The organism is Actinotalea endophytica (assembly GCF_025717005.1).
Lineage (GTDB): Bacteria > Actinomycetota > Actinomycetes > Actinomycetales > Cellulomonadaceae > Actinotalea.
Genome location: NZ_JAOVZU010000002.1, coordinates 288291 through 310752 on the forward strand (window position 1 = coordinate 288291; position 22462 = coordinate 310752).

Genomic DNA, 22462 nt, shown 5'->3' on the forward strand with positions numbered 1-22462 from the left:
CGGCCGCCCCCCGGCGCGGGGCCGGGTACCCCGGGCCCCCCCGCGGGCCCCGCCGCCCGGGGGGCCCCCCCCCCCGGGGGGGGGGGCCCCCCCCCCCCCCCGGCCGCCCCCCGCCACCCGGCGCGGGGCCGGGTACCCGGGTCAGTGCCGGTCGTGGGCCCAGGAGCGCCCGGACCCGACCGTCAGGGTCAGGAGCTGACCCTTCTGCACCACGGCCGGGTCTGCGACCGGGGTGTGGTTCTGGGCGTCGAACAGGTACACGCCGCGCCCCAGGAACGGTGCCGGGATGATGCCCGAGGACTCCTCGTCGACGGTGTCGAAGACCGAACCGCCCGGCAGGAACCGCTCCGGGTCGAAGTCGGCGACCCGGCGCACCGTGCCCGAACGGATGTCGTACTGCCAGATCCCGGCGAGGTACTCGTTGTTGCCGGGGTCCTCCTGGATCAGCACGCTGCCGGCGTTCACCGTGATGTTGTCCATCATCTTCGGGCCGGTCGTCGGGTCGGCCGGGCCCTCGAGGAGCATCTCGACGGTGCCGCCGAGCTCAGGCTGCGCGGCGTCGACGAACCGGAGCCGCCACAGGCGCGACTGCTTGGTCATGCTCGCGGTCGTGACGAAGTAGAAGTCGTCCGGGTGCTGCGGGTCCCAGGAGCCGTCCTCGGGACGGTCCCACCCGGTGCCCGCGCCCGCTGCGGTGAGCTCGAACGGCAGCGGCCCGGACGGCACCGGTGCGGCGCCCGACTCGGTCGGCAGGTCGGGAACCGAGATCGCCCAGGAGGTCCCGTCGGCGAGACCGGCCTTCTCGACCGGGTTGCCGGTGCGCTGCTTGGTCCCGGCGTACACGTACACCTCGCCGCCGCCGGTGTCCGACGTGCCGACCACGACGGTCGAGCGTCCGGTCGACGGGTTCGCGACCACGTTCTCCCAGGCGGCGTTGCCGAGCGCGGGCAGCTCGTAGCTGTCGCCGGTGTCGACGACGTGGGCGAAGGCGCGTCCGCCGGAGGTCTCCTCGCCGTTCATGAAGATCCGGCCCTGGTACCCGGTCCGGGTGGCCCGGTCGTAGAACGCCGAGGCGGCGGGCAGGTCGGCCGAGCACATCCGGGTGATCGGGTCGGTCGACGCGACCCAGCCGCCCGCGCCGTCGGAGACCAGCAGCTGCTGGATCTGGTCGGTGCCCGAGACGACCTCGAGCGTCCGCTTGTCGATCACCCAGCGCGAGACGAAGGCGCCGGTCGCGCCGTGCGCGCGCACCAGGCCCTCACCGGCCGAGAGCTCCTGGTTGGCCAGCAGGGTGAATGTGCCGTCCTTGTTGTCCCACGCGCCGAGCCCGTCCGGCAGGCCGGACATGACATAGCCGCCGACGGAGTCCCCGGCGGTGAGGATCGAGGTGGTGCGCACGTCGCGGGCGGCGGGCACGACGTAGGGCGCGTCACTGCTCGACGGCCCCGTCGCGGTCGGCCTGCCGTGGTCGTGCGCGAGAGCGGGTGCGGCCGCCGTGGCCGCGAGCGCCCCGGCGAGCGTGACCGCGGTGACGCTGCGTGCGGTGCGGGTCATGTCTCCTCCAGAAGGGACTGCGCGGGAAGGTCCACGCGCACAGCGCACGCTAAGGAAGCGGGACCAAGGTCCCACCAACGGTCGATGGCGGGTCGGTGAACGATGCATGGCGGTGCGTGGCCGACCCCCGGTCGTACGCCCGGTGGACGCCCGTGTGCCAAGCGCCAGGAAGGGACCACATTCCCACCCTCGATGATCGTCACGGCCCTAGGCTCGGTACGACGGAGGCGTCACATGGCGTGGCAGAGCATCCTCGACAGGTTCCGTCCGGTGGGTGCTCCCGGGCCCGCTGCTGCGGCCGGGGTGCCCTCGCAGGACGTGACCGGGCCGGCGGCGGAGCTGGCACCGGTGATGGCCGCGCTGCGCCCCGACATGGAGGCCGCCGCTGCACGCCTCGCGGCCGCCGAGGCCGAGGCCGAGCAGATCGTCGCGCGGGCCCGTGAGCGGGCCGCCACCACCCTGGCCACCGCGCGCTCGCGCGCACCCGGGGCACGCGCGAAGGCCGCGGCCGCCGCCGAGCGGGACGCGGTCGAGCAACGCGCCCGGTGGATGGCCGACGCTCGGGTTCGTGCCGACGCCATGACCGCGCGGGCCGAGCAGGTCACGCCGCGGCTCGTCGCGCGCGCACTGGACCGCGTCCTGGACGAGATGCTCGGCGAACCGGGAGCCGGGCGGCGATCGGGATGACCGCCGAGTGGGTCGCCGCCTCCGTGCGGGCCCGGGCCATGGCCCGCCGGCGCGCCGGAGCCGGTGCGTGCCGCGCGGCCGCGCTGTGCACCGACCTCCAGGCGGCGCTCGACGTCCTCTCCACGACACCGGTCTCCGCCTGGCTGGACGGCGTGACCACGCCGGCCGACGCCGACCGCCACGCGCGGGCCGACCTGCTGTGGACGATGCGCGTGCTCGCGGGCTGGGTGCCCGCACGAGGGACGCGCGTCCTGCGTGCGCTGGCCGCCGGCGTCGAGCGTGCCGAGATCCTGGTGCGAGCCGCCGCGCTCGACCAGGCCGCAGGCGCCGCGGCCGGCACCGCCTCCCGATCCGGACTCATCGCGCCCGCAGCCGAGGTGCCGGTCGCGAACGGGCTCGAGCTGGGCGCGCTCGCGACAGCCTGGCCGCGGCTCCGCCGGGCGCGCTCGGCCGACGAGCTCGACGCGGCGCTGCGCCACTCGCCGTGGGGTGCGATGGGTGACGCGACCGAGCGCGCGGACGTCCTGACCGCGGTGTGGCTGCGCCGCGTGGCGCGCGAGGCCACCCCGGCCCGGCCGTGGGCGACCGGGGCGGCCGCGCTGCTCGTCGCGCGCCTCGTGCTGCTCGGCCAGCCGGTGCCGACCCGGCTGCCCGGGCTGGTGCGCGGACTGGTCGGTGACGGGTGGACCCGCGCGCGCGACGCGGACGGCCTGCGCGACAGCCTGCCGCACGCGCTGCGCCCGATGCTCGACGACGTCGACGGCCCGCAGGACCTGTGGCGGGCCGAGGCGAGGTTCCGGGAGCGGGTGCACACCGACGGCCTGACGATGCTGCGCGGTGCGCTGCCCGGGCCGCCCGTGGTGGTCGGTGCCGTCGCGGTGCTCGCCGTGGACGCCTGGCGGGTCCGCGCCGCACTCACCTCCGCCTGGTCCGGTGGACCCGACCGGGCACCCGCAGGGCTGGAGGTGCTCGATGCCGTGGCGTGAGGCCCTGAGCCCCGTGCGGATGGAACGCGTCGCGCTGGTCGCGCCGGTCCAGCGGTGCCGGGCGATGCTGCTCGCCGTCTCGGCCCGGGGCACGGTCGAGCTCGACGTGCCCGGCCCCGCCCTCGAGGGGCAGGCCGAGGTCGACCGGGTCGCGGACGCCGCCGTGGTCGACGGGCCGGTGGCCGCCCTGGTCGGCTGGAGCCCATCGCACGAGCTGGCCGGTCTGGCCGAGGACCTCGCGGAGATCGACGCCGCCGTCGTCCCGCTGGCCCGCCCCGCGGGGATCGACCCGCCGACCCTGCTCATCGGCCAGCACGCCTCGCGAACCCTGGTGGACACCTACGGCACCGTGCCGTACCAGGACGTCGACCCCGCACGGCTGGCCGGACCGGCCTACGTGCTCATGTTCGGGATGATGTTCGGCGACGTGGGCCACGGTGCGGTGCTCGTGCTCGCCGGTCTCGCGCTGCGCGCCCGCCGGTGGGCGCGGCTCGCCCCGCTGTCGAGGCTGTGGGGCTTCGTCACCGCGGCCGGCGTGATGTCCATGGTCTTCGGCGCACTGTACGGCGAGTTCTTCGGGCCCACCGGCGTGCTGCCCGTGCTCTGGTTGGACCCGCTCAGCGAACCGGTGCCGCTGCTCGCCGCGGCGGTCGGCATGGGTGGCGTGCTGCTGGCCGCGGCCTCCGTGCTCGGCACCGTCAACCGCGTGCGGGAGGGCGGCTGGGGGTACGCGCTGTACGCCCGGACCGGCCTCGCGGGGACTGCGCTCTTCGCCGCCGTGGGCCTCGGGGTCTGGGGTCTGGTGTCCGGTCTCGGCGCGCTCGTCGTGGGCGCCGCGGTGCTCGGTGTGGTGGCGCTCGTGCTGGTCGGCATCGGCCTGCTCGCCGAGACCGGCGGGGGGTTCGCCGGCGCGATGCAGACCGGCGTCGAGCTGGTCGACACCGTGGTCCGGCTCGGGTCCAACATCATCTCCTTCGCCCGGCTCGCGGCGTTCGGGCTCACGCACGCCGCACTGCTCTCGCTGGTCTGGCAGGGCACGACCGCGCTGTGGGGACCGGGGTGGCGCGCCGTCGCCGCGATCGCCCTGTTCCTGGTCGGCAACGTCGTGACCTTCGGCCTCGAGGCGCTGGTCGCCGGCGTGCAGGCCCTCCGCCTGGAGTACTACGAGCTGTTCTCCCGCATCTTCACCGCCGAGGGGCGCGCGTTCCGGCCGTGGTCGCCGGTGCCCGCCGGCGGCGTCGCACCCGTCGAGGAAGGGACCCGGTCATGACCCCGTGGTTGCTCACCGTTCCCGTCGCCGTCCTGGTCGGCGTGGCGGCCGTCGCACTGCTGCGACGGCGGACCGCCGTGGGGTGGCGGCTGCTGGTGGCCGTCGACGCCGTGGTGCTGGTCGGTGCGCTCGTGCTGGTCGTGCTCGCGCTGTCGGCAGCGCCGGCCTCGGCCGGTGCGGAGCTCGCCGCCGACACCACGACGACCGCGGGCATCGGCGGCTCGGCGCTGTTCGCCGCGGCGATCGCGGTGGCCGGCTCGTCGATCGGCGCCGCGTTCGCGGTCGCGTACACCGGCTCGGCCGCGCTGGCGGCGATGAGCGAGCGTCCGGAGATCTTCGGCCGGGCGATGGTGGTCGTCGGGCTCGCCGAAGGCATCGCGATCTACGGGCTGGTGATCGCGATGATCATGATCGGTCGGGCGTGATGGAGGTCGCCGTGCTCGGCGAGGCGAGTCGCGTCGCGCCCTGGGCGCTGAGCGGCGCGACGGTGCTGCCCGCCGAGAGCCGCGCGGAGGTCCTGGACGGCTGGGCGCGGGTCGCCGACGTCGCGGTCGTGCTGCTCACACCGGCCGCAGCCCGGTTGCTCGACGAGGAGCTCGACGACTCGCCCGGCGAGCCCGGACGGCCAGGGCGGCCGCTCGAACGGTCGTCGGGGCCGATGACGGTGGTGCTGCCGTGAGACGCTCCGACGCCGCGCTGGCACCGGTGCGCCGAGCACTGGCGTCGGACGCCGCGCGGGCTGCCGACTCGGTGCTGGCCGACGCGACCGCACGGGCCGAAGAGCTCGACGCGGCCGCGCGCGGCGAGTCCGACGCGATCCTCGCGCGGGCCGTCGCCGACGGGACCGCCGCCGGCCGGGCCGCTGCCGCGCTCGCCGACGCGCGGGCCCGGCGTGAGGCCCACGGCCACGTGCTCGCGACCGCGCAGCGGCTGCGGGCCGAGACCGTGGCGCGCACCGTGTCCGCGGCGACCGCGCTGCGCGACGACCCGCGCTACCCGGCGCTGCTCGAGGCGTGGACGGCCCGGTGCCGGACCGTGCTCGGCGCCGACGCCGAGGTGCGGCCGGTGCCCGAGGGCGGGGTCGTCGGTGAGCTCGGCAGCAGGCGGCTCGACCTGCGCCTGACCACGCTGGCCGAACGCGCCGCGGAGGACGTGCTCGTCGAGGAGGGTGACCCGTGGAGCTGAGCACCGGCCGGGTCAGCCGGGTCAACGGGCCGTTGGTCGAGGTCCTCGGCCTCGACGGCGTGGCCATGGCCGAGGTCGTCCGGCTCGGGCCGCAGCGGATCGCGGCCGAGGTGGTCGGCCTCGCGGGCGCCCGCGCGACGCTCCAGGCCTACGAGTACACCGGCGGGCTGCGGCCCGGCGACCACGCGGAGGCCACCGGGGACCGGCTTGCCGGCCTGCTCGGCCCGGGTCTGCTGGGCCAGGCGTTCGACGGCCTGCTCCGGCCGCTCTCGGGTGCTCCGGTGTGGCTCTCGCCGGACCGCCCGGACATCGTCTCGGACCGGCGCTGGCACCTGGAGCCCGCGGTCGAGGTCGGTGCCGAGGTGCGCCCGGGCGACCTGCTCGGCACGGTGCCGGAGGCCGGTCCGGTGGTGCACCGGTTCCTGGTCCCGGCAGCGGTGAGCGGCACGGTCACCTGGCTCACCGCGGACCCGGTGCTGCTCAGCGAGCCCGCGGTGCGGGTCGGTGACGTGGCGGTCCCGCTCGGGGAGCGCTGGCCGGTGCGGGTGCCCAGGCCGTTCACCGAGCGGCTCGGCGACGTCGTGCCGCTGCACACCGGGCAGCGCGTGCTCGACCTGGTGTACCCGATCGCCCGGGGCGCGGCCGCGGCGGTGCCGGGCGGGTTCGGCACCGGCAAGACCCTGCTGCTCCAGCAGATCGCGAAGTGGTCCGAGGCGGACGTCATCGTGTACGTCGGGTGCGGTGAGCGCGGCAACGAGATGGCCGAGGTGCTGACCGAGCTCGCGCAGGTCCCCGACGAACGGACCGGCGGGCGGCTGGTGGACCGGACCGTGATCATCGCGAACACCTCGAACATGCCGATGATGGCCCGCGAGGCATCGATCCACAGCGGCATCGCGGTCGCCGAGTACTACCGCGACATGGGCTACGACACGGTGGTCATCGCGGACTCGACGTCGCGGTGGGCCGAGGCGCTGCGCGAGTTCGCGAACCGCACCGGCGAGCTGCCCGCCGAGGAGGGGTACCCGGCGACGCTCGCGTCCGAGCTCGCCGCGTTCTACGAGCGGGCGGGCCTGGTCACCACGCTCGGCGGGCGCACGGCCTCGACCACCGTGATCGGCGCGGTCTCCCCGCCCGGAGGCGACATGTCGGAACCGGTGACCACGGCCACCCAGCGCTTCATCCGGTCGCTGTGGCTGCTGGACCGCGACCTCGCGTACGCCCGGCACTACCCGGCGGTGAGCTGGGCGGGGTCGTTCGCGCGGGACGCCGACGCGATCGGGGCGTGGCACGCCGCCCAGGGCGACCCCGGGTGGGCGGCCCGGCGGGCCTCCGCGACGGCGATCCTCGCCGAGGCCGACCGGCTCGCGTCGCTCGCCGAGGTCATCGGCACCGCGTCGCTGCCCGCACACGAGCGGATGGTGCTGCTCGGCGGGCGGCTGCTGCGGGAGACGGTGCTGCAGCAGAACGCGCTCTCACCGGAGGACGGCCGGTGCTCTCCGGCCAAGGGTGCGGCGCTGCTCACGGCGGTGCTCGACGTGATCGACGCCTGCCAGCGCCTGGTCGCGCGGGGCGTCGCCGCGACCACCGTCGAGGAGACCGACCTCGCCGACCTGATCCGGGTGCGCGAGGAGGTCGGGCCCGCCGACGCGGACGGGGTGTCCCGGCGTCGCGACGAGGTGCTGGCCAGGTTGGAGGCGCTGCGATGAGCGTGGCCTACTCCGACGTGCGCGAGCTCAAGGGCCCGCTGCTGGTTGTCGGTGACGTCGACCGGGTCGGGTGGGACGAGTTCGCGACCCTCGAGGTCGCCGGCGCGCCGGACCGGCACGGCCTGGTGCTCGAGGTCGACGAGGACCTCGCGGTGGTCCAGGTGCTCGAGGGCACCGACGGGCTGTCCCCGGGCGGGGTCTGGGTGCGGTTCGAGGGGCGCCCGCTGCACGTGCGGGTGGGCACCGACTGGTACGGCAGGGTCTGCAACGGCCGCGGCGAGCCGCTGGACGGCGGACCTCCGGTGGCCGGGGTGGCCCGGCCGGTGTCCGGCTGGCCGCTCAACCCGACGCACCGCGAGCCGCCGCGTGAGCCCGTGCTCACCGGGGTGTCCGTGCTCGACACGCTCACCACGCTGGTCCGCGGGCAGAAGCTGCCGATCTTCTCGGTCCCAGGACTGCCGCACCTCGCGCTGGCGACCCAGGTGGCCGGGCGGGCTACCACGGCGGGCGAGGGGTTCCGGGTGGTCTTCGCGGGGATGGGCCTCACCCATGCCGACATCGGCTACGTGCGGGACCGGCTCGAGGAGCGCTCCGCGGCGGGCGAGCTCGTGCTGCTGCTGAACGCGGCGGACGACCCGGTGATCGAGCGGATCCTCACCCCGCGGATCGCGTTGAGCGTCGCCGAGGAGCTCGCGTTCGGCCACGGCGACGACGTGCTCGTCGTGATGTCGGACATGACGAGCTACGCGGAGGCGGTGCGCGAGGTCGCTGCGGCCCGCCGTGAGATCCCGGCCCGACGCGGCTACCCGGGCTACCTCTACTCGGACCTCGCGTCGCTGTACGAACGCTGCGGGCGGATCCACGGCCGGGCGGGCTCGGTCACCGTCGTCCCGGTCCTCACGATGCCCGGTGGCGACCTCACCCACCCCGTCCCGGACCTCACCGGGTACATCACCGAGGGCCAGGTGGTGCTCGCACCCGAGGTGCACGCCCGCGGCGTGTACCCCCCGGTCGACGTGCTGTCCTCGCTGTCCCGCCTGATGCGGTCCGGCGCAGGGCCGGGCCGCACCCGGGACGACCACCTCCCGGTCGCTGCGCAGGTGCTCGCGGCGCTGGCCCGTGCACGCGAGGCGGCCGAGCTCGGCGAGCTGGTCGGGGTGTCGGCGCTGAGCGACACCGACCGCGCGTACCTGGCGTTCCGCGGCGTCGTCGAGCGGGACCTGTTCGCGCAGACCGACGACGAGGGCAGGTCCCTGGTGGACTCGCTGACCCGCGCGTGGTCGGCGCTCGCGGTGCTGCCTCGTCGGGAGCTCACCATGCTCTCGGCAGCGATGGTCGCCGAGCACCTGCCGGCGGCGACCGCTCCGCCGGACGACCCGGACGACCCGGACGACCCGGACGGCCCGGACGACCCGGACGACACGGACGACGACCGCGCCGGTGACGCCGAGGACGGGCCATGACCACCGGCCGTGCTGCACGCGTCCGGCTGCAGCGCCGGCTCGCGGTCGCGCGCCACGGCGCAGAGCTGCTCGATCGTAAGCGCCGGATCCTCGCCGAGGAGGTCGAGCGGCTCGAGCTGGTCGCGGAGCGCACCGAGCTGGCCTGGCTGTCCGCCGAGCGTGTCGCACGTACCTGGGGCGACCGCGCCATGGCGCTGGACGGTCCGGTCGGCGTGCGGGCCGCGGCTCCGGTGCCACCCGCCCAGGTGGAGGTCGACGTCGCCGCGGCGATGGGCGTGGCGTACCCGGTCGACACGCGGTGCGAGTCGCCGCCCCCACGGGCCACGGGTGGTTCCTCCGCGGTCGCGATCGCAGCGGGTGCCTACGCCGACGCGCTGGACGCGGCGGTCGCGCACGCCGCAGCCCTGCGCGCGGTCGCCGCGGTCCGGGCCGAGCTGGTCGCCACCCGGACCAGGCAGCGCGCGGTGGAGCGGCACTGGGTGCCGCGCCTGGAGGGAGAGCTGGCGGACATCGAGCGTGCGCTCGAGGAGCTCGAGATGGCCGAGGGACTGCGGCTGCGCTGGGCGATGGGTGCCACCGCGGGTGCGTCGGCCGGAGCGTCGTCGGGTGCGCCGCCGGGCCGACCGTCCGGTTCGCCGGTGCGCGCTGCGGAGGGTGCCCCGGCAGGTGCACCGCCGAACCGACGAGGGGAGGCCAGATGAACGCCGACCGGCCACCTAGCGTGATGCTCGTCGCGGTCAACGACTCCGAGGCCGCGTTCGCCGCGGCGGAGGTCGCCGTCTCCTGGGCCGCGGTGCTGGGCGCACGTGTGCACGTCCTCACGGTGATCGAGCCGTGGGAGCGTGCGCACCACGCCTACGCGACCGACGAGGTGAGCCATCGCGAGGTCCAGCAGCAGGCCGCCCACGCGGCGCTGCACCACGTCACCGCGCTCGGCGAGGGGGCGGGCGTGCCGGTGACCGGAGCGGTGCGGCACGGCGCGGTGGGCTCGCAGGTGCTCGCGGAGGCGGCGGCCTGCGGGGCCGACCTCGTGGTGATGGCCCGGGTGTCCCGGCCGGGGCACGCGATGCCCACGGTCGGCTCGGCGACCCTGCGGGTCCTCGAGTTCGCGACCGTCCCGGTCCTCGTGGTGCCCACCGAGGTGCCGCCGGGCCGGCCGCACCTGCCGGCATGAGGACCCGGATGAGATCCGGCGCGAGAGCCGGCACGAGAACCGGCGCGAGATTCGGCACGAGAACCGGCACGAGAGCCGGCACGGCCCGCCGAGTGCGGACCGGTCTGCGGCCGGGAGTGCGGCACCGCACCCCGGGCTACAGTGACGCGGATCGCGCCCGCACCGCCGCGGGCACAGCAGGGAGCGAGAGGGAGCCATGACCGTCACGCCTGGACCGCGCCCGTACCCCCTCGCCGACCGGGTGCGTCCCGCAGTCCGGGGACTGCGCGCCAGGGTCGGCGAGGAGCACCTCGAGATCGACGCCTGGCGGCACGACGTGGTCCGGGTGCGGTTGAGCCGGGGTGGGGCGTTCGACGAGCAGCCCAGCCACGCCGTGGTCGCCGAACCGCTCGACGTCGAGGTCGGCACCGAGATCGACGACGCCGGCGCGACCCTCACCACGGCGGCGCTGGTGGTCCGGCTCGACCTCGACCCGTTCGCGATCACGGTCACCCGGACCGACGGGAGCGTCGTGCTGCGCACCGAGCCGGGGTCGACCTACGCGAGCCGGAACGACGAGTGGACGAGCCGCAGGGTGCTCGCGCCCGGCGAGGTCTACGGGTTCGGTGAGCGCACCGGGGGCGTCGACCGCCGCGGCCGGGACCTGGTCGACTGGAACCTCGACGTGCTCAGCCCGGACCGGGCCGAGGAGTTCGAGGCGCGCTGGCCCGCCGACGACCCACGCGCGGACCGGACGTCGACCGCGTTCGACCCGTACTACGCAGGGATCCCGTTCTGGCAGCACCGCGACTCGGTCACCGGGGCGGTCGCCGGCTCGTTCCTGGACAACCCGTACCGCGTGCGCTTCGACCTCACCGGTGCGCGCGCGGGCCTCGAGGTCTCCGCGGACGGCGGGCAGTGGTGCGAGTACGTCCTCGCCGGGCCCGCGATGGCCGACGTGATCGAGGCGTACACCTGGCTGACCGGCCGGTGCGGCCTCCCGCCGGTCTGGGCGCTCGGGCACCACCAGTGCCGCTGGAAGGCCTACACGCAGGACGAGGTCGTCGCGCTCGCGGACCGGATGCGCGAGGCCGACGTGCCGTGCGACGTGTTCTGGCTGGACATCGACCACATGCGTGGGTACCGCGTCTTCACCTGGGACCCCGTCGCGTTCCCCGACCCGAAGGCCCTGTCCGCGGACCTCGCCGCCCGTGGTGCGCGGCTGATCACGATCGTCGACCCGGGCATCAAGCACGACCCGGACTGGGAGGTCTACGTCGACGCGCTCTCCCGTGACCTGCTCTGCCGCACCGAGGGCGGCGACGTGTACCTCGGTGAGGTCTGGCCGGGCGAGACCGCGTTCCCGGACTTCGCCACCCCCGAGGCTCGTGCCTGGTGGGGCGAGCTCAACGCCGCGCACGTCGCGTCCGGGATCGCCGGGATCTGGAACGACATGAACGAGCCGGCGACCGGTGTGGTGCCGCCGGACCGGATGCGGTTCGACCACGCGCGCGCCTCGCACGAGCGCTTCCACAACCAGTACGCGCTGCTGATGGCGATGGGCACCGTCGAGGGGTTGCGCACCACCCACCCCGACCTGCGCACGTTCGTGCTGACCCGTTCGGGGTTCGCCGGCATCCAGCGCTACGCCGCCACGTGGACCGGCGACAACTTCGCGACCTGGGACTTCCTGGCCCAGTCCATCCCGATGTCGACCGGGCTTGGGCTGTCCGGCCAGCCGTTCGTCGGCTCGGACATCGGCGGCTTCATGGGGGAGACCACACCCGAGCTGTTCACCCGGTGGATGCAGTACGGCATGCTCACGCCGTTCGCGCGGAACCACCAGATGACCGGGCAGCCCGACCAGTACCCCTGGTCGTTCGGGCCGGACGTGCTCGACCGGGTCCGCGCTGCGGTGCGGTTGCGCTACCGGCTGCTGCCCTACCTCTACGCGGCGTTCGTGGAGGCGTCGCTGACCGGGATGCCGGTGCAGCGGGCGATGGTGCTCGCCGACCAGTCCGACCCGTCGCTCGCCGCGGTCGACGACGCCTACCTGCTCGGCCCGAACCTGCTGGTGGCTCCCGTGGTCGCGCCGGGCGTGACCGAGCGTGAGGTTCGGCTCCCGGCCGGCCGGTGGTACGACTGGCACACGCACGACTGGTACGAGGGTGGGCGCTCCGTCGTGGTGCCGGCACCGGCCGACCACATCCCACTGCTGGTGCGCGCGGGCGCGGTGATCCCGATGTGGGCCGAGGCGCCGGCCTCCGCAGACGGGCACCAGCCGAAGGCCGTCGAGCTGCACCTCGTGGTGCCGGGCTCCGAGCCCGGCGCGCCCGCCGTGGTCTCGATGCTCCAGGAGGACGACGGTGTCTCCACGGCGGCGCTCGGTGGTGCGCTGGTGCGCACGACGTTCACCACGACCCGCGACGCCGGGCTCGTCACCGTCGCGGCCGCCGTGGACGGCGAGGGCTACCCGGAGCACCGCCGCACCACGTTCCGACTCGTCGTGCACGGCGCAGACCCGGTCGCGGTGCGATGCGACCGGCTACCGGTCGAGCGCGACGGCGACGGCTGGCTGCTACCCACCGGAACCGAGCCGTTCGAGGTCGAGGTGCTGCTCGGCTGACCGGCCGCGATCGAGGCGCGCGCGGGATCGGGGACCGCAGGCCCTTGCGCCGGATCACCCGAACGGGTGAGGCTGTCATCCGTCAGCGACAAGAGCACACCTGCCGCAAGGCAGGGCCGCAAAGCCATGGAGCCCTCAGGGGCCCGCCAGGCTGCCGAACGACGGGGGCACATCGTGCGTCATCTCTCCTTCTCCGCACGCCGGGCGCGCACCGCGCGGCGTGCGCGTCCCGACACCGGTCCCGCGCCCGCACTCCGGCGCGCGGGCGGCCTGGTGATCGGGCTCGTGACCGCGCTCGTGGCCGGGCTCGTGCCCGCGGCCGGAGCGGCCGCCGCCACGGGCACGGGCGCCGCGCGGACCACGGTGCCGTCGGCCGTCACCGCCGCGGCCGCCGACAACGCGTGGGCGGTGGACGCACTCACTCCCGACCAGGGAGTCCTGGTCGGCGCGTCGGTGAGCCGGCAGGGCTTCGCCACCACCTCCGACGCGGTCGACGCGTTCGAGCAGAGCATCGGGCGCAAGCTCGACCTGCAGCGCTGGTACGCGCTGTGGGACCAGGACCTCACCACCAGCCCGGTCGCCGAGGCCGTGCGCCGCGGCCGCACCCCGGTGCTGTCGATCTCGACCAAGCGGGTCTCCGGCAGCGCGCTCGGCTGGGCCGACGTGGCGTCGGGGTCGCAGGACGCGCGGATCCGCGAGATCGCGGCCCAGGTCGCCTCGTTCGACGTGCCGATCTTCCTGACCTTCTCCCACGAGCCGGACTACACGGTGCGGGGGACGCCCGCGGAGTTCCGGGCGGCCTGGCGCCGGTTCGTGCAGGTGTTCGCCGAGCAGCAGGTGACGAACGTGGTGTGGACCTGGATCGTCGCGCCGACGCCGTTCGCCCCGAACCCGTCGACCGCGAGCGCCGACGAGCTGTGGCCCGGCGACGACGTGGTCGACTGGGTCGGCGTCGACGCGTACAACTGGGCCGGTTGCCGGGGCTCGTCCGGGCCGCAGTCCTGGCGGTCGCTGGCCGACGGTGCGGCCGGGGCGCGGGACTTCGCGCGTGCGCACGGCAAGCCGCTGATGCTCGCCGAGTACGGCTCGGTCGAGGACGCCGAGCAGCCCGGGCGGAAGGCCACCTGGCTGACCGAGGCGATGGACACCGCTCTGGCCTGGCCCGAGCTCAAGGCGGTCCTGTACTTCCACCACGACGGCAGCTGCCCGTGGTGGGTCGACTCCTCGACCTCGGCGTTGAGCGCGTTCAAGGGCGCCGCCGCGCAGCCGGGCGCCCACACCCGGACCACGGCGCTGCTCACGGCGGACCACACCTCCGGCGCCGGATCGCTCGCCGTGACGTTCAACGGTGAGCTCAGCGCCGGCGTCGGCGGCACCGCGGGCGGCGCCGTGGGCTCCTGGACGCTCGAGTTCGGCGACGGCCGGAGCTACACGAGCACCGGCCACCTGCCGCACGCCTGGGTGCACACCTACGGCGCCGGCGAGTACACCGCGACGCTCACCGTGCGCGGCACGGACGGCTCGACCGCCGAGGACCGGCGCACCATCACGGTGGCGGACCTGCCGGACACCCGGATCGAGGTGAAGGACGTCACCACGTCGACGGCCGAGCTCTACGCGTACGCCGACCTGCACGGTGTGCCCGGGACGGTGCGCTTCGAGTGGGGGACGACGCCGAACTACGGGAACTGGGGTGACGTGCTCGACGTCCCCGCGGTCTCCTACGAGAAGACCGTGAGCCAGCACGCGAGCGGTCTGCGGACGGGCACGGTGTACTACGTCCGGGCGACGACCCGCTCCGCGGCGGGTACGACGGTCACCACCGGCACGTTCGAGACCGCCGGACCGCCGACGATCTCCCGCCAGTACACCGCGTCGTCGACCTCGACCGGCACGACGTTCAAGGGGCAGGTGCACCCGCACCGCCTGGCGACCACGGCCTGGGTGGAGTGGGGCACGACCCCGCAGCTCGGCCGGCGGTCCCCGGTCACCGAGCTCCCCGGGGTGACCTACGAGAAGACCGTCTCGAGCGGCCGCATCGACGGGCTCACGCCACGTGGCACCTACTACTACCGGGTGGTCGCCACGAACTCGGCCGGGACCGTGTACGGCCCGATCCAGTCCAAGACGCTGCCGGGCTGAGCCCCGCGGGGGTGTGCGTCCGGACGGCCCGCGGAGCCCGGGCCGTCCGGCTCAGCCCAGGAGAGTGCCGACGTCGAGCAGTCGGTCGCAGCTGCGGTGCCCCTCCGGCGCGGAGACGCGGACGCGCGCGGTGTGCTCGGAGAGGTCGGCGTCCAGCTCGGCGCTGTGCTCGCCCGCACGCCAGGTCAGCACGAGCCGCGAGCCCTCGCCGGCGACCGAGCAGGCACCGGTGAACGCCCGGTGCGAGCGCAGCCGGAGCAGCGCGAGCTGGGCGGCGACCACGGGCCGGTCGAGGGCGGCGCTGACCTCCTCGTCGGTGTAGTGGTGGCGGTTGATGTCCCGGCCCACCCCGGTGCGGTCCAGCAGCTCCATGTCGTTCGCGCCCGCGAGCAGCCCGACGTAGTAGACCTGCGCGATGCCGGGCGTGAAGACCTGGATCGCGCGGGCCAGCAGGTACGCGTCGTCGTCGCAGCCCAGCGCCGAGTAGTACGTGCAGTTGACCTGGTAGATGTCGAGGTTGGACGCCGCCCACCCGCTCGCCCGGCGAGACTCGTCACCCGAGCGGGTGTGGATGCCTTCGACGAGCGCGTCGACCTGGTCGGGTTCGAGCAGGCCGGGCGCGTGGTCACCCATCTGGTCCGCGCCGACGTCGATCACGCCGATGCCGTCGTGGGTGTCCAGCACCGTGACCGCGTTGGCCGGCCGGATCTCCAGCCAGTGCCGCAGCGCGTCGCCGTCGCCGGTGTACAGGGCGTGCAGGACCAGCGGCGGCAGCGCGAAGTCGTAGACCAGGTCCACCCGCTCGGCGACCGCGATCTGGCGCCGGTAGTGGGCGTGGATCTCGACCAGGACGTCGGCGCCGCGCTCGCGGGCCTGGGCGGTGAGCCGGTCGATGAACGCGAAGGTGTGCTCGGTCATGAAGGAGGACGTGCCGGCGTGCTTCACCGCGTAGCCGACGGCGTCGAGGCGCAGCATCCGCACCCCACCGCCGACGAGGGCGTCCAGCACGTGGTCGAGGTGTTCGCGCCCCGCGGGGGAGTCGACGTTCACGTCGATCTGCTGCGGTGTGAACGTGGTCCAGACCAGTCGCTTGGCGCCGCCGAGGGTCATCGGCGTGAACGGCAGCCCGGGCCGTGGCCGGTAGATGCCGACGAGCTCGTGCTCGTCGGCGCCGTCGGGGTAGACGTCCGACATGGTGAGGAACATCCCGGCGTAGGGCGACGCGTCCCCGCGGGCCACGACGTCGCGGAACTCCGCGGAGTCGGCCGACACGTGGTTGACGATCAGGTCCGCCATCACGGTGTGCGTCGAGGCGAGGTCCCGCACGTCGTCCCAGGTGCCGAGCCGTGGGTCGACCGCGGCGTGGTCCACCGGGTCGAACCCCGCGTCGGCGCCGTCGAAGGGCGTGAAGAAGGGCAGCACGTGCACGCCGTCCACCACGCCCGCGAGCGGGCCGCGCAGGAGTCGTGCGAGCCCGGGGATCGAGCCCCCGAGACGGTCGGCGTAGGCGATCAGCTGGACCGCCGTCGGGCTGCTGGCTCGCGTCATCGGGACCACTCCTCGTGCTGCCTGGTTCTCACGATGCCACCGGGAGGCCCGGGTCGGGGTCGAGAGGGCAGGATGGATCCATGTGGCGCTCCCGGGTACGCGTGCTCGGGGACGTGCGCGCCGCGGAGTGGGTGACCCGGCGGCTCCCGCCGACCGGCCTGTGGCGTGACGACCCCGCGGTCGGGGACGTCGTGCCCTCGGGCTTCCCGGCCTACACCCGGCTGCTGCACCCGGTCGAGCGCGGCGGAGCGACCTCGACCTGGGCCGACGCCGCTCGCGAGGTGGGCTGTGACCTGCACGCGTTGACCCGGTGGGCCGAGCTGGCGGCGAGCGGTGCGTCCGGCGCGCCGAGCACCGGGACGCTCCCGGTCGAGCAGCTCGCCGCGCTGTGCGACCTGCTCGGCACGCACACGCAGCGCCCGGACGAGTGCACGTACGCGCTGTGGGAGGGCTGGCCCGGGTGGCGTGCGATCGACCCGCCCGCCTTGCTCGCACCGCGTGCCGGGGCCCCGCCGGACGTCCGCTCGGCGCCTCGGGTGTTCTTCGGCGGGCGCGCGCACGTGCTGGTCGCCGGCCCGCTCTCGGCCGCGCTCGAGCTGTCGTACCACGACGCCCCGGGGCAGTGGTGGGCGCAGTCGCCCACCGCGTTCTGGCCGGTCGACCGCGCCTGGTGCGTGGTGACCGAGCCGGCGAGGGAGTGCACCCTGGTCGGCGGCAGCGTCGCCCTGCGGGAGGACCTGCTCGCCGCCGCCGACCTGGAGTGCTGGCCCGTGCGGGTCGTCGACCGGATGACCGGCCAGGCGTCCTGACGGTACCTACTGCTGCTCGAGCGCGACCTCGCGCAGGGTCCCGTCGGCGACGTCGAACACGAAGCCGCGGATCGCTCCGCGACGGGGCACCGAGGTGTCGGCGCGGATCCGGGCCGCCGACTGGCGCACGTCGGTGTCGAGGTCGGCGAACGCCTCGGCGGCCCAGGCCGGCTTGATGCCCGTCTCGGCCTGGATCGAGGCCTTGAGCTCGTCGTCGGCGAAGGTGAGCATCCCGCAGTCCGTGTGGTGCACCAGGACGATCTCCTCGGTGCCGAGCAGGCGCTGGCTGATCGCCAGCGAGCGGAGGACGTCGGCGGTGACCACGCCACCCGCGTTGCGGATCACGTGTGCCTCGCCCTCGGACAGGCCCAGCACGCGGTAGACGTCCAGCCGCGCGTCCATGCACGCGACCACCGCCACCTTGCGGGCGGGCGGCAGCGGCAGCGGGCCGCCGGAGAAGGCGGCGGCGTAGGACGTCGCGGCCTGCACGAGCTCATCGGTCGTGGACATGGTGCTCCTTCCGGGGTGGGGTGACCCGGTGCCGGGGTGGCCGCGGGTCGGTGAGGTAGCGGGGGTCGGCGTCCGGAGCGGGCGTTCCGAGCCGCACGTCGGTGCGGGTGGGCGCGTCGGGCGCGAGGTCGCGGGCGAGGGAGTGCAGGGTGCCGGCGAGCTCGACCAGCACGGCGGTCGGCACGTCGGGCAGGTCGAGGCTCACGGTCACGCCGCGGGTCGGGGAGCCCGGGGCTGCCGGGGCGGCCGACGGCGCGCCGGGGTGCAGCAGGGGTGCGGGGTCGTGGGCCATGACGGCCTTCCTGGTGCGTGCCGCAGGGCGCGGCGGGGTCGATGGGTGCTCGGGCCGGTCAGAACCGGCAGCAGCACATTCGACACACCAGGGCAGCAGCGAGCGCACCGTGGCAGGTGTGGGTCGCTCGCATGGGGGTGGACATTGTCACGGCGATGCCCGTGTACCAACCCGGTGACCACATCGTGGAAGGTTCGAGGGGTCGGCGGTGCGGGGAAGACCGGCGGCCGAGCCGCGCCGGTGGGTGGCCCGCCGCGCCGGTAGCGTCGAGGCCATGACGCCGGACGCGACCCAGACCCCCGCCGAGACCCCGACCCGCACCGCACGGCAGGTCGCCGACCGCTGGGTCGAGACCCTCACCGACCTCGACCCGTCGGTGGGGACCGCGCTCGGCACCCGACCCGGCGACACCCGCATGCCGGACCTCTCGCCGGCGGCTCTGGACGAGCGGGCCGACGCCGCGCGGGCGGCCCTGGCCGAGCTCGACGGCGCCGAGCAGCGCGACGACGACGACCGGCGCTGTGCGACGCTGCTCCGCGAGCGGCTGTCCACCGCGCTCGCGATGCACGACGCCGGCGAGGACCTCGTGTCGCTGCGTCCGATCGCGTCCCCGGTCCACCAGCTGCAGAGCATCTTCCTGATGATGCCCACGGCCGACGCCGCGGACTGGGAGGTCGTCGCGGCCCGGATGGCGCAGGTCCCGACGGCCGCCGCCGGCTACCGCACGTCGCTCAGGCACGGGCTTGCGACCGGGCGGCGCAGCGCCCCGCGTCAGGCCCTGGCGGTCGCCGAGCAGCTCGAGACGGTGGCGGCCGACGGGTGGTTCGCGGGGTTCGTCGCCGACTCGCCCGTGCCGGCCGACGCCGCCGCCGAGCAGGCCACGAGGGCGGTCGCCGGGCTCGCGGCCTGGCTGCGCTCGGACTACCTCCCGGCGGTCGCCGACGTCCCGGACGGTGTGGGCCGGGACCGCTACCTGCTCTCCGCGCGGCAGTTCCTCGGCGCCGTGGTCGACCCGCAGGACGCGTACGAGTTCGGCTGGGACGAGCTCGCGCGGATCGAGGAGGAGATGGCCGTCGAGGCCGGTCGTGTGCTCCCTGGTGCCGACCCTGCCGCCGCGTTCGCCCACCTCGACCGCGAGGGGCCCGCCGTCGAGGGCGTGGACGAGGTGCGGCAGTGGCTGCAGGACATGATGGACCGGGCGATCGAGGACCTCGACGGCACGGCGTTCGACATCGCCGAGCCGGTGCGCCGGGTCGAGGCGCGGATCGCACCGCCCGGGGCGGCTGCCGCGCCGTACTACACCCGTCCCTCGCTCGACTTCTCGCGCCCGGGCCGCACCTGGCTGCCGACCCTCGGCCGGACCCGCTTCCCCTTGCACGACCTGGTGAGCACCTGGTACCACGAGGGCGTCCCGGGCCACCACCTGCAGCTCGGCGAGTGGGCGTACCGCGCGAGCGCGCTGTCTCGCTACCAGGTGAGCCTCGGCTCGATCTCGGCGACCACCGAGGGCTGGGCCCTGTACGCCGAGCGCCTGGTCGACGAGCTCGGCTACCTCGACGACCCGGGCGTGCGCCTCGGGTACCTCGACAACCAGCGGATGCGGGCCGTGCGCGTCGTGATCGACCTCGGCATGCACCTGGGCCTGACGATCCCGGACGGCCAGGCGTTCCACGGCGGCGAGCGGTGGACGCCGGAGCTCGGCCGGGAGTTCTTCGCGGCGCGCAGCGGCTCGCCTGCGGCGTTCGTCGACTCGGAGATCGTGCGGTACCTGGGGTGGCCAGGGCAGGCGATCAGCTACAAGCTCGGCGAGCGTGCCTGGCTGTCCGGCCGGGAGGCGGCCCGGGAGCGGGCCCGTGCGGCCGGACGTGAGCTCGACCTGCGGGTCTGGCACACCGCGGCACTCGGCCTCGGCTCGCTCGGTCTGGACGACCTCGCCCGCGAGCTCGCCGTGCTCGGCTGAGCCGGGCTCTACCAGCAGGAGGTCGAGGATTGGTCGCCGGACGGGCACACCGTCGACGCGAACGACGTCTTCGTGAGCGTCGACGGCGCGCCCGTCGCGACCCAGAGGTTGGCACGGTCGAGGACGGCCCGGGTGAGGTCGGCGCGGTCGACGTCGGCGCCGACGAGCAGTGCCCCGGCCAGGTCGGTCCGGCTGAGCGTGGCACCGGTGAGCCACGCGCCGGTCAGGTCGGAGCCCGCCAGCTCGGCGCCGCTGAGGTCCGCATGCGTGAGGTCCGCGCCGGACAGCTGGGCTCCGGTGAGGTCGGCCTCGCCGAGGTCGGCGCCGACGAGCACGGCGGTGTCGTGCGCGATCCGGTCGAGGAGCGTCGCGTCGCGCAGCACCGCCTGGCCGGACACCGCACCCGCGACCCGCGCGCCGGCGAGGGTCGCGTTGGTCAGTTTCGCGCCGCTGAGGTCGACGCCGTCGAGCACGACCTTGGTCAGGTCGGCGCCCTGCAGGCTCGCGCCGTCCAGCCGGGCTCCGCGGAGCGTCGCGCCGGCCAGGGAGGCACCGTTGAGCTGGGCGCCCGACAGGTTCGTGCCGTCGAGCAGCGCCCCGGTCAGGTCCTCGCCGTCGAGCCGCACGCCCGACCAGTCGCCGACCAGCGTCGCGCCGGCCAGGGTGCACTGGTCGCGCTCGGACGCCTCGACCTGGGTGCACGAGACGCTCGGCGTGGTCGACGCCGCCGGGGTCGCGCCGGGCGCAGCCGTGGACGCGGTCTTCGTCGTCGTGACCGGGCCGGCCGTGGCGTCCGTGCCCGGCGCCGCCGGGGTGCTCGTCGTGGCGTCGGGGGGATCGTCGTCGGCTGCCTCCAGCGGGTCGTCCGCCGGCAGGTCGGTCGGCTTGGCCGTGGTGGGCCTGTTCGCATCGCCCTCGGCGGGCGCCCCGGCCGGGCCCGCATCCACGGCCGCAGCGGCGGGCTCCGGCACGATGCCGAGCGCGGCCGCCGGTGCGGCGATGGCGCCGACCAGCAGGCCGAGGGCAGCGGTGGCCACGGCGGACCCGCTCGTCAGCACGGTGCTGATCCCGGAGGCGGCGGACCCGAGGTCGGGCAGCGGGATGCTCCGGATCCCGGGCAGGCCGGTGATCGCCGAGAGGGGGCCCGCGTTGAGGCGCAGCCGGCCGAGCCCGATCGCGAGGAACGCCCGCACGACCTCCGGGTCGAACTGCGTCCCGGAGCATCTCGCGAGCTCGGCCCGCGCCTGGGACGCCGGCATCGCGGTCTTGTAGGACCGCGCCGAGGTGATCACGTCGTAGGTGTCCGCGACCGCGATGATCCGGGCGCCGCGATGGATCTCGTCACGCGCCAGGCCGAGCGGGTAGCCGGCACCGTCCCAGCGCTCGTGGTGCTGGCTGATCGCGTCCATCCAGTCGCCGAGGAAGTCGGCCAACGGGGCGGCGAGGTCGAGACCGGCGTGCGGGTGGGTCGCGAGGACCTTCCACTCGGCCTCGGTCGGTTGACCGCTCTTGGCGAGGATCTCGGCCGGCACCGTGAGCTTGCCGATGTCGTGCAGCAACGCCGCCCAGCGCAGCCGGGCCGCGTCGCGGTCGTCGAGCCCGAGCTCGTCGGCGAGCAGCGACGCGTACCCCTGCACGCGCTCGGAGTGCCCGCGCGTGGCGTGGTCGTGCAACGAGAGCGCGGCGACCAGACCGAGCAGCTCGGCGGCGTGCGCCTCCTCACCGTCCGGGGCGACGGTGCCGGTGCGCTGCGCCTCCTCGGCGCGTCGGCGCAGGGCGGCCGGTGAGTGCGTACGGACGGCGAGGGACAGCCGGGACGGCGCCCGGTCGGGGAACACCAGGGCCATGCTGAGCATCGTCGACAGAGGCAGCAGCCGCTTCGTGAGGCGGGTGACCAGGATGACGACCGCGGTCGCCAGGGTGACCTCGGCGACCAGCCAGACCCACGGGTTGAGGCCCAGCCGGCTCGCCGGGAACCAGCGGGCGGCCGACCAGCCGAGCGCGACGGCGAGCAGCGGCGGCGCCAGGTACACCGACGCGCGAAGGCCCCACGCCAGGATCGGGTGAGGGCGCCACCGGTCGAGGCGCGGGTCCGCGTAGTTCTGGGTCGGCCCCGACGTCACGACGGATCATCGGCCGGGTACGCGTCGCCTTGATCGCCCGGACGGATGACGCGTGCGCGGATGACCCGGTTCGTCCGGGAACGTCGCGTGCTCCCGGAACCGGCGCCCGAGGTCTGGCGATCACGCGACGAGCGGCGCAGACTGGTTGTCGGGGGCACGGTCCCGCGACCCGACGGGAGGGACCATGGAGCGGTTGGTCGCGAGCTACCACATCGGGATCCACGACGTCGACGTGCTCGAGACGCTCGACGACCAGGAGTCCTGGTACCACCTGGTCGTCGACGGACTCGAGCGCGACACGGTGCTGTCCGCGCCGCCGGACCTCGACGAGGCCCGCGAGCTCATACTGCTCCCCGCACGCGGCGAGTGACGCTCACGGCACAGGGCGCTCGACGCTCACAGCGCGCGCACAAGGTCATCTCAGGCCCGGTGGAGGCCGGGTGTC

At 75.1% G+C, this 22462-nt stretch carries 20 protein-coding genes and 1 riboswitch; of the genes, 15 read left to right on the forward strand and 5 right to left on the reverse strand.

Annotation, left to right across the window (positions count from 1 at the left end; all coding sequences use genetic code 11):
• Positions 1 to 141 precede the first annotated feature (141 nt).
• Positions 142 to 1554: a hypothetical protein gene (locus tag OEB99_RS04510; RefSeq protein WP_263508596.1), complete on the reverse strand. Its 1413-nt coding sequence runs from the start codon at positions 1552 to 1554 to the stop codon at positions 142 to 144.
• 234 nt (positions 1555 to 1788) lie between these two features.
• On the opposite strand from OEB99_RS04510, the gene OEB99_RS04515 reads away from it, so the two are divergent.
• The 12 genes from OEB99_RS04515 to OEB99_RS04570 all read left to right on the forward strand — a co-directional run bounded on the left by OEB99_RS04515 (position 1789) and on the right by OEB99_RS04570 (position 14775).
• Positions 1789 to 2241: a hypothetical protein gene (locus tag OEB99_RS04515; protein ID WP_263508597.1), complete on the forward strand. Its 453-nt coding sequence runs from the start codon at positions 1789 to 1791 to the stop codon at positions 2239 to 2241.
• Complete coding sequence (locus OEB99_RS04520) at positions 2238 to 3227, forward strand: hypothetical protein (RefSeq protein ID WP_263508598.1); 990 nt, start codon at positions 2238 to 2240, stop codon at positions 3225 to 3227. The genes OEB99_RS04515 and OEB99_RS04520 overlap by 4 nt, the downstream gene beginning before the upstream one ends.
• Positions 3214 to 4497, forward strand: a complete 1284-nt coding sequence (locus OEB99_RS04525) for a V-type ATPase 116kDa subunit family protein (protein WP_263508600.1) — start codon at positions 3214 to 3216, stop codon at positions 4495 to 4497. Before OEB99_RS04520 ends, OEB99_RS04525 begins: the two co-directional genes overlap by 14 nt.
• Positions 4494 to 4922, forward strand: coding sequence for an ATP synthase subunit C (locus OEB99_RS04530; protein ID WP_263508601.1), 429 nt, complete (start codon positions 4494 to 4496; stop codon positions 4920 to 4922). Before OEB99_RS04525 ends, OEB99_RS04530 begins: the two co-directional genes overlap by 4 nt.
• Complete coding sequence (locus OEB99_RS04535) at positions 4919 to 5176, forward strand: hypothetical protein (RefSeq protein ID WP_263508603.1); 258 nt, start codon at positions 4919 to 4921, stop codon at positions 5174 to 5176. The genes OEB99_RS04530 and OEB99_RS04535 overlap by 4 nt, the downstream gene beginning before the upstream one ends.
• On the forward strand, positions 5173 to 5682 hold the full coding sequence (locus tag OEB99_RS04540; RefSeq protein WP_263508604.1) for a hypothetical protein: 510 nt from the start codon (positions 5173 to 5175) through the stop codon (positions 5680 to 5682). Before OEB99_RS04535 ends, OEB99_RS04540 begins: the two co-directional genes overlap by 4 nt.
• On the forward strand, positions 5673 to 7391 hold the full coding sequence (locus OEB99_RS04545; RefSeq protein ID WP_263508606.1) for a V-type ATP synthase subunit A: 1719 nt from the start codon (positions 5673 to 5675) through the stop codon (positions 7389 to 7391). Before OEB99_RS04540 ends, OEB99_RS04545 begins: the two co-directional genes overlap by 10 nt.
• Positions 7388 to 8854, forward strand: a complete 1467-nt coding sequence (locus OEB99_RS04550) for a V-type ATP synthase subunit B (protein ID WP_263508607.1) — start codon at positions 7388 to 7390, stop codon at positions 8852 to 8854. The genes OEB99_RS04545 and OEB99_RS04550 overlap by 4 nt, the downstream gene beginning before the upstream one ends.
• Positions 8851 to 9555 carry a V-type ATP synthase subunit D gene (locus OEB99_RS04555; protein WP_263508609.1) on the forward strand — a complete coding sequence of 235 codons (705 nt, stop codon included), beginning with the start codon at positions 8851 to 8853 and terminating at the stop codon, positions 9553 to 9555. The genes OEB99_RS04550 and OEB99_RS04555 overlap by 4 nt, the downstream gene beginning before the upstream one ends.
• The gene (locus OEB99_RS04560) at positions 9552 to 10028 is read left to right on the forward strand and encodes a universal stress protein (RefSeq protein WP_263508610.1); all 477 of its coding nucleotides are present in this window, start codon (positions 9552 to 9554) and stop codon (positions 10026 to 10028) included. Before OEB99_RS04555 ends, OEB99_RS04560 begins: the two co-directional genes overlap by 4 nt.
• 196 nt (positions 10029 to 10224) lie before the next feature.
• Entirely contained in the window at positions 10225 to 12633 is a 2409-nt protein-coding gene (locus OEB99_RS04565) for a glycoside hydrolase family 31 protein (RefSeq protein WP_263508611.1), read from the forward strand.
• Positions 12634 to 12716: 83 nt separating this feature from the next.
• Positions 12717 to 12792: riboswitch (cyclic di-GMP riboswitch) on the forward strand.
• Between the two features lie 15 nt (positions 12793 to 12807).
• On the forward strand, positions 12808 to 14775 hold the full coding sequence (locus tag OEB99_RS04570) for a PKD domain-containing protein (protein WP_263508612.1): 1968 nt from the start codon (positions 12808 to 12810) through the stop codon (positions 14773 to 14775).
• Positions 14776 to 14826: 51 nt separating this feature from the next.
• Here OEB99_RS04570 and gtfA read toward each other — a convergent pair whose 3' ends face one another.
• Positions 14827 to 16323, reverse strand: coding sequence for a sucrose phosphorylase (gtfA, locus tag OEB99_RS04575; RefSeq protein WP_263508613.1), 1497 nt, complete (start codon positions 16321 to 16323; stop codon positions 14827 to 14829).
• 80 nt (positions 16324 to 16403) lie between these two features.
• Between gtfA and OEB99_RS04580 the strand changes: the two genes are divergently transcribed.
• The gene (locus OEB99_RS04580; protein ID WP_263508614.1) at positions 16404 to 17132 is read left to right on the forward strand and encodes a hypothetical protein; all 729 of its coding nucleotides are present in this window, start codon (positions 16404 to 16406) and stop codon (positions 17130 to 17132) included.
• Positions 17133 to 17138: 6 nt separating this feature from the next.
• Here OEB99_RS04580 and OEB99_RS04585 read toward each other — a convergent pair whose 3' ends face one another.
• Positions 17139 to 17642 (reverse strand): beta-class carbonic anhydrase, encoded by a 504-nt coding sequence (locus OEB99_RS04585; RefSeq protein ID WP_263508616.1) that lies wholly within the window; start codon positions 17640 to 17642, stop codon positions 17139 to 17141.
• Positions 17626 to 17934 (reverse strand): hypothetical protein, encoded by a 309-nt coding sequence (locus OEB99_RS04590; protein WP_263508617.1) that lies wholly within the window; start codon positions 17932 to 17934, stop codon positions 17626 to 17628. Before OEB99_RS04590 ends, OEB99_RS04585 begins: the two co-directional genes overlap by 17 nt.
• 274 nt (positions 17935 to 18208) lie before the next feature.
• Between OEB99_RS04590 and OEB99_RS04595 the strand changes: the two genes are divergently transcribed.
• Positions 18209 to 19894: a DUF885 domain-containing protein gene (locus OEB99_RS04595; RefSeq protein ID WP_263508619.1), complete on the forward strand. Its 1686-nt coding sequence runs from the start codon at positions 18209 to 18211 to the stop codon at positions 19892 to 19894.
• Between the two features lie 8 nt (positions 19895 to 19902).
• Here the strand turns inward: OEB99_RS04595 and OEB99_RS04600 are convergent, their stop codons facing one another.
• The gene (locus tag OEB99_RS04600) at positions 19903 to 22017 is read right to left on the reverse strand and encodes a pentapeptide repeat-containing protein (protein WP_263508621.1); all 2115 of its coding nucleotides are present in this window, start codon (positions 22015 to 22017) and stop codon (positions 19903 to 19905) included.
• A gap of 184 nt (positions 22018 to 22201) precedes the next feature.
• On the opposite strand from OEB99_RS04600, the gene OEB99_RS04605 reads away from it, so the two are divergent.
• The gene (locus tag OEB99_RS04605; RefSeq protein WP_263508623.1) at positions 22202 to 22387 is read left to right on the forward strand and encodes a hypothetical protein; all 186 of its coding nucleotides are present in this window, start codon (positions 22202 to 22204) and stop codon (positions 22385 to 22387) included.
• The last annotated feature ends 75 nt before the right edge of the window (positions 22388 to 22462 follow it).

Bases quoted from the DNA above. Each gene is read 5' to 3' on its own strand.
- OEB99_RS04530 (WP_263508601.1), top strand. From the start codon at position 4,494: ATGACCCCGTGGTTGCTCACCGTTCCCGTCGCCGTCCTGGTCGGCGTG.
- OEB99_RS04515 (WP_263508597.1), top strand. From the start codon at position 1,789: ATGGCGTGGCAGAGCATCCTCGACAGGTTCCGTCCGGTGGGTGCTCCC.
- OEB99_RS04580 (WP_263508614.1), top strand. From the start codon at position 16,404: ATGTGGCGCTCCCGGGTACGCGTGCTCGGGGACGTGCGCGCCGCGGAG.
- OEB99_RS04510 (WP_263508596.1), bottom strand. From the start codon at position 1,554: ATGACCCGCACCGCACGCAGCGTCACCGCGGTCACGCTCGCCGGGGCG.
- OEB99_RS04585 (WP_263508616.1), bottom strand. From the start codon at position 17,642: ATGTCCACGACCGATGAGCTCGTGCAGGCCGCGACGTCCTACGCCGCC.
- gtfA (WP_263508613.1), bottom strand. From the start codon at position 16,323: ATGACGCGAGCCAGCAGCCCGACGGCGGTCCAGCTGATCGCCTACGCC.
- OEB99_RS04595 (WP_263508619.1), top strand. From the start codon at position 18,209: ATGACGCCGGACGCGACCCAGACCCCCGCCGAGACCCCGACCCGCACC.
- OEB99_RS04550 (WP_263508607.1), top strand. From the start codon at position 7,388: ATGAGCGTGGCCTACTCCGACGTGCGCGAGCTCAAGGGCCCGCTGCTG.
- OEB99_RS04520 (WP_263508598.1), top strand. From the start codon at position 2,238: ATGACCGCCGAGTGGGTCGCCGCCTCCGTGCGGGCCCGGGCCATGGCC.
- OEB99_RS04555 (WP_263508609.1), top strand. From the start codon at position 8,851: ATGACCACCGGCCGTGCTGCACGCGTCCGGCTGCAGCGCCGGCTCGCG.
- OEB99_RS04590 (WP_263508617.1), bottom strand. From the start codon at position 17,934: ATGGCCCACGACCCCGCACCCCTGCTGCACCCCGGCGCGCCGTCGGCC.
- OEB99_RS04605 (WP_263508623.1), top strand. From the start codon at position 22,202: ATGGAGCGGTTGGTCGCGAGCTACCACATCGGGATCCACGACGTCGAC.
- OEB99_RS04565 (WP_263508611.1), top strand. From the start codon at position 10,225: ATGACCGTCACGCCTGGACCGCGCCCGTACCCCCTCGCCGACCGGGTG.
- OEB99_RS04560 (WP_263508610.1), top strand. From the start codon at position 9,552: ATGAACGCCGACCGGCCACCTAGCGTGATGCTCGTCGCGGTCAACGAC.
- OEB99_RS04525 (WP_263508600.1), top strand. From the start codon at position 3,214: ATGCCGTGGCGTGAGGCCCTGAGCCCCGTGCGGATGGAACGCGTCGCG.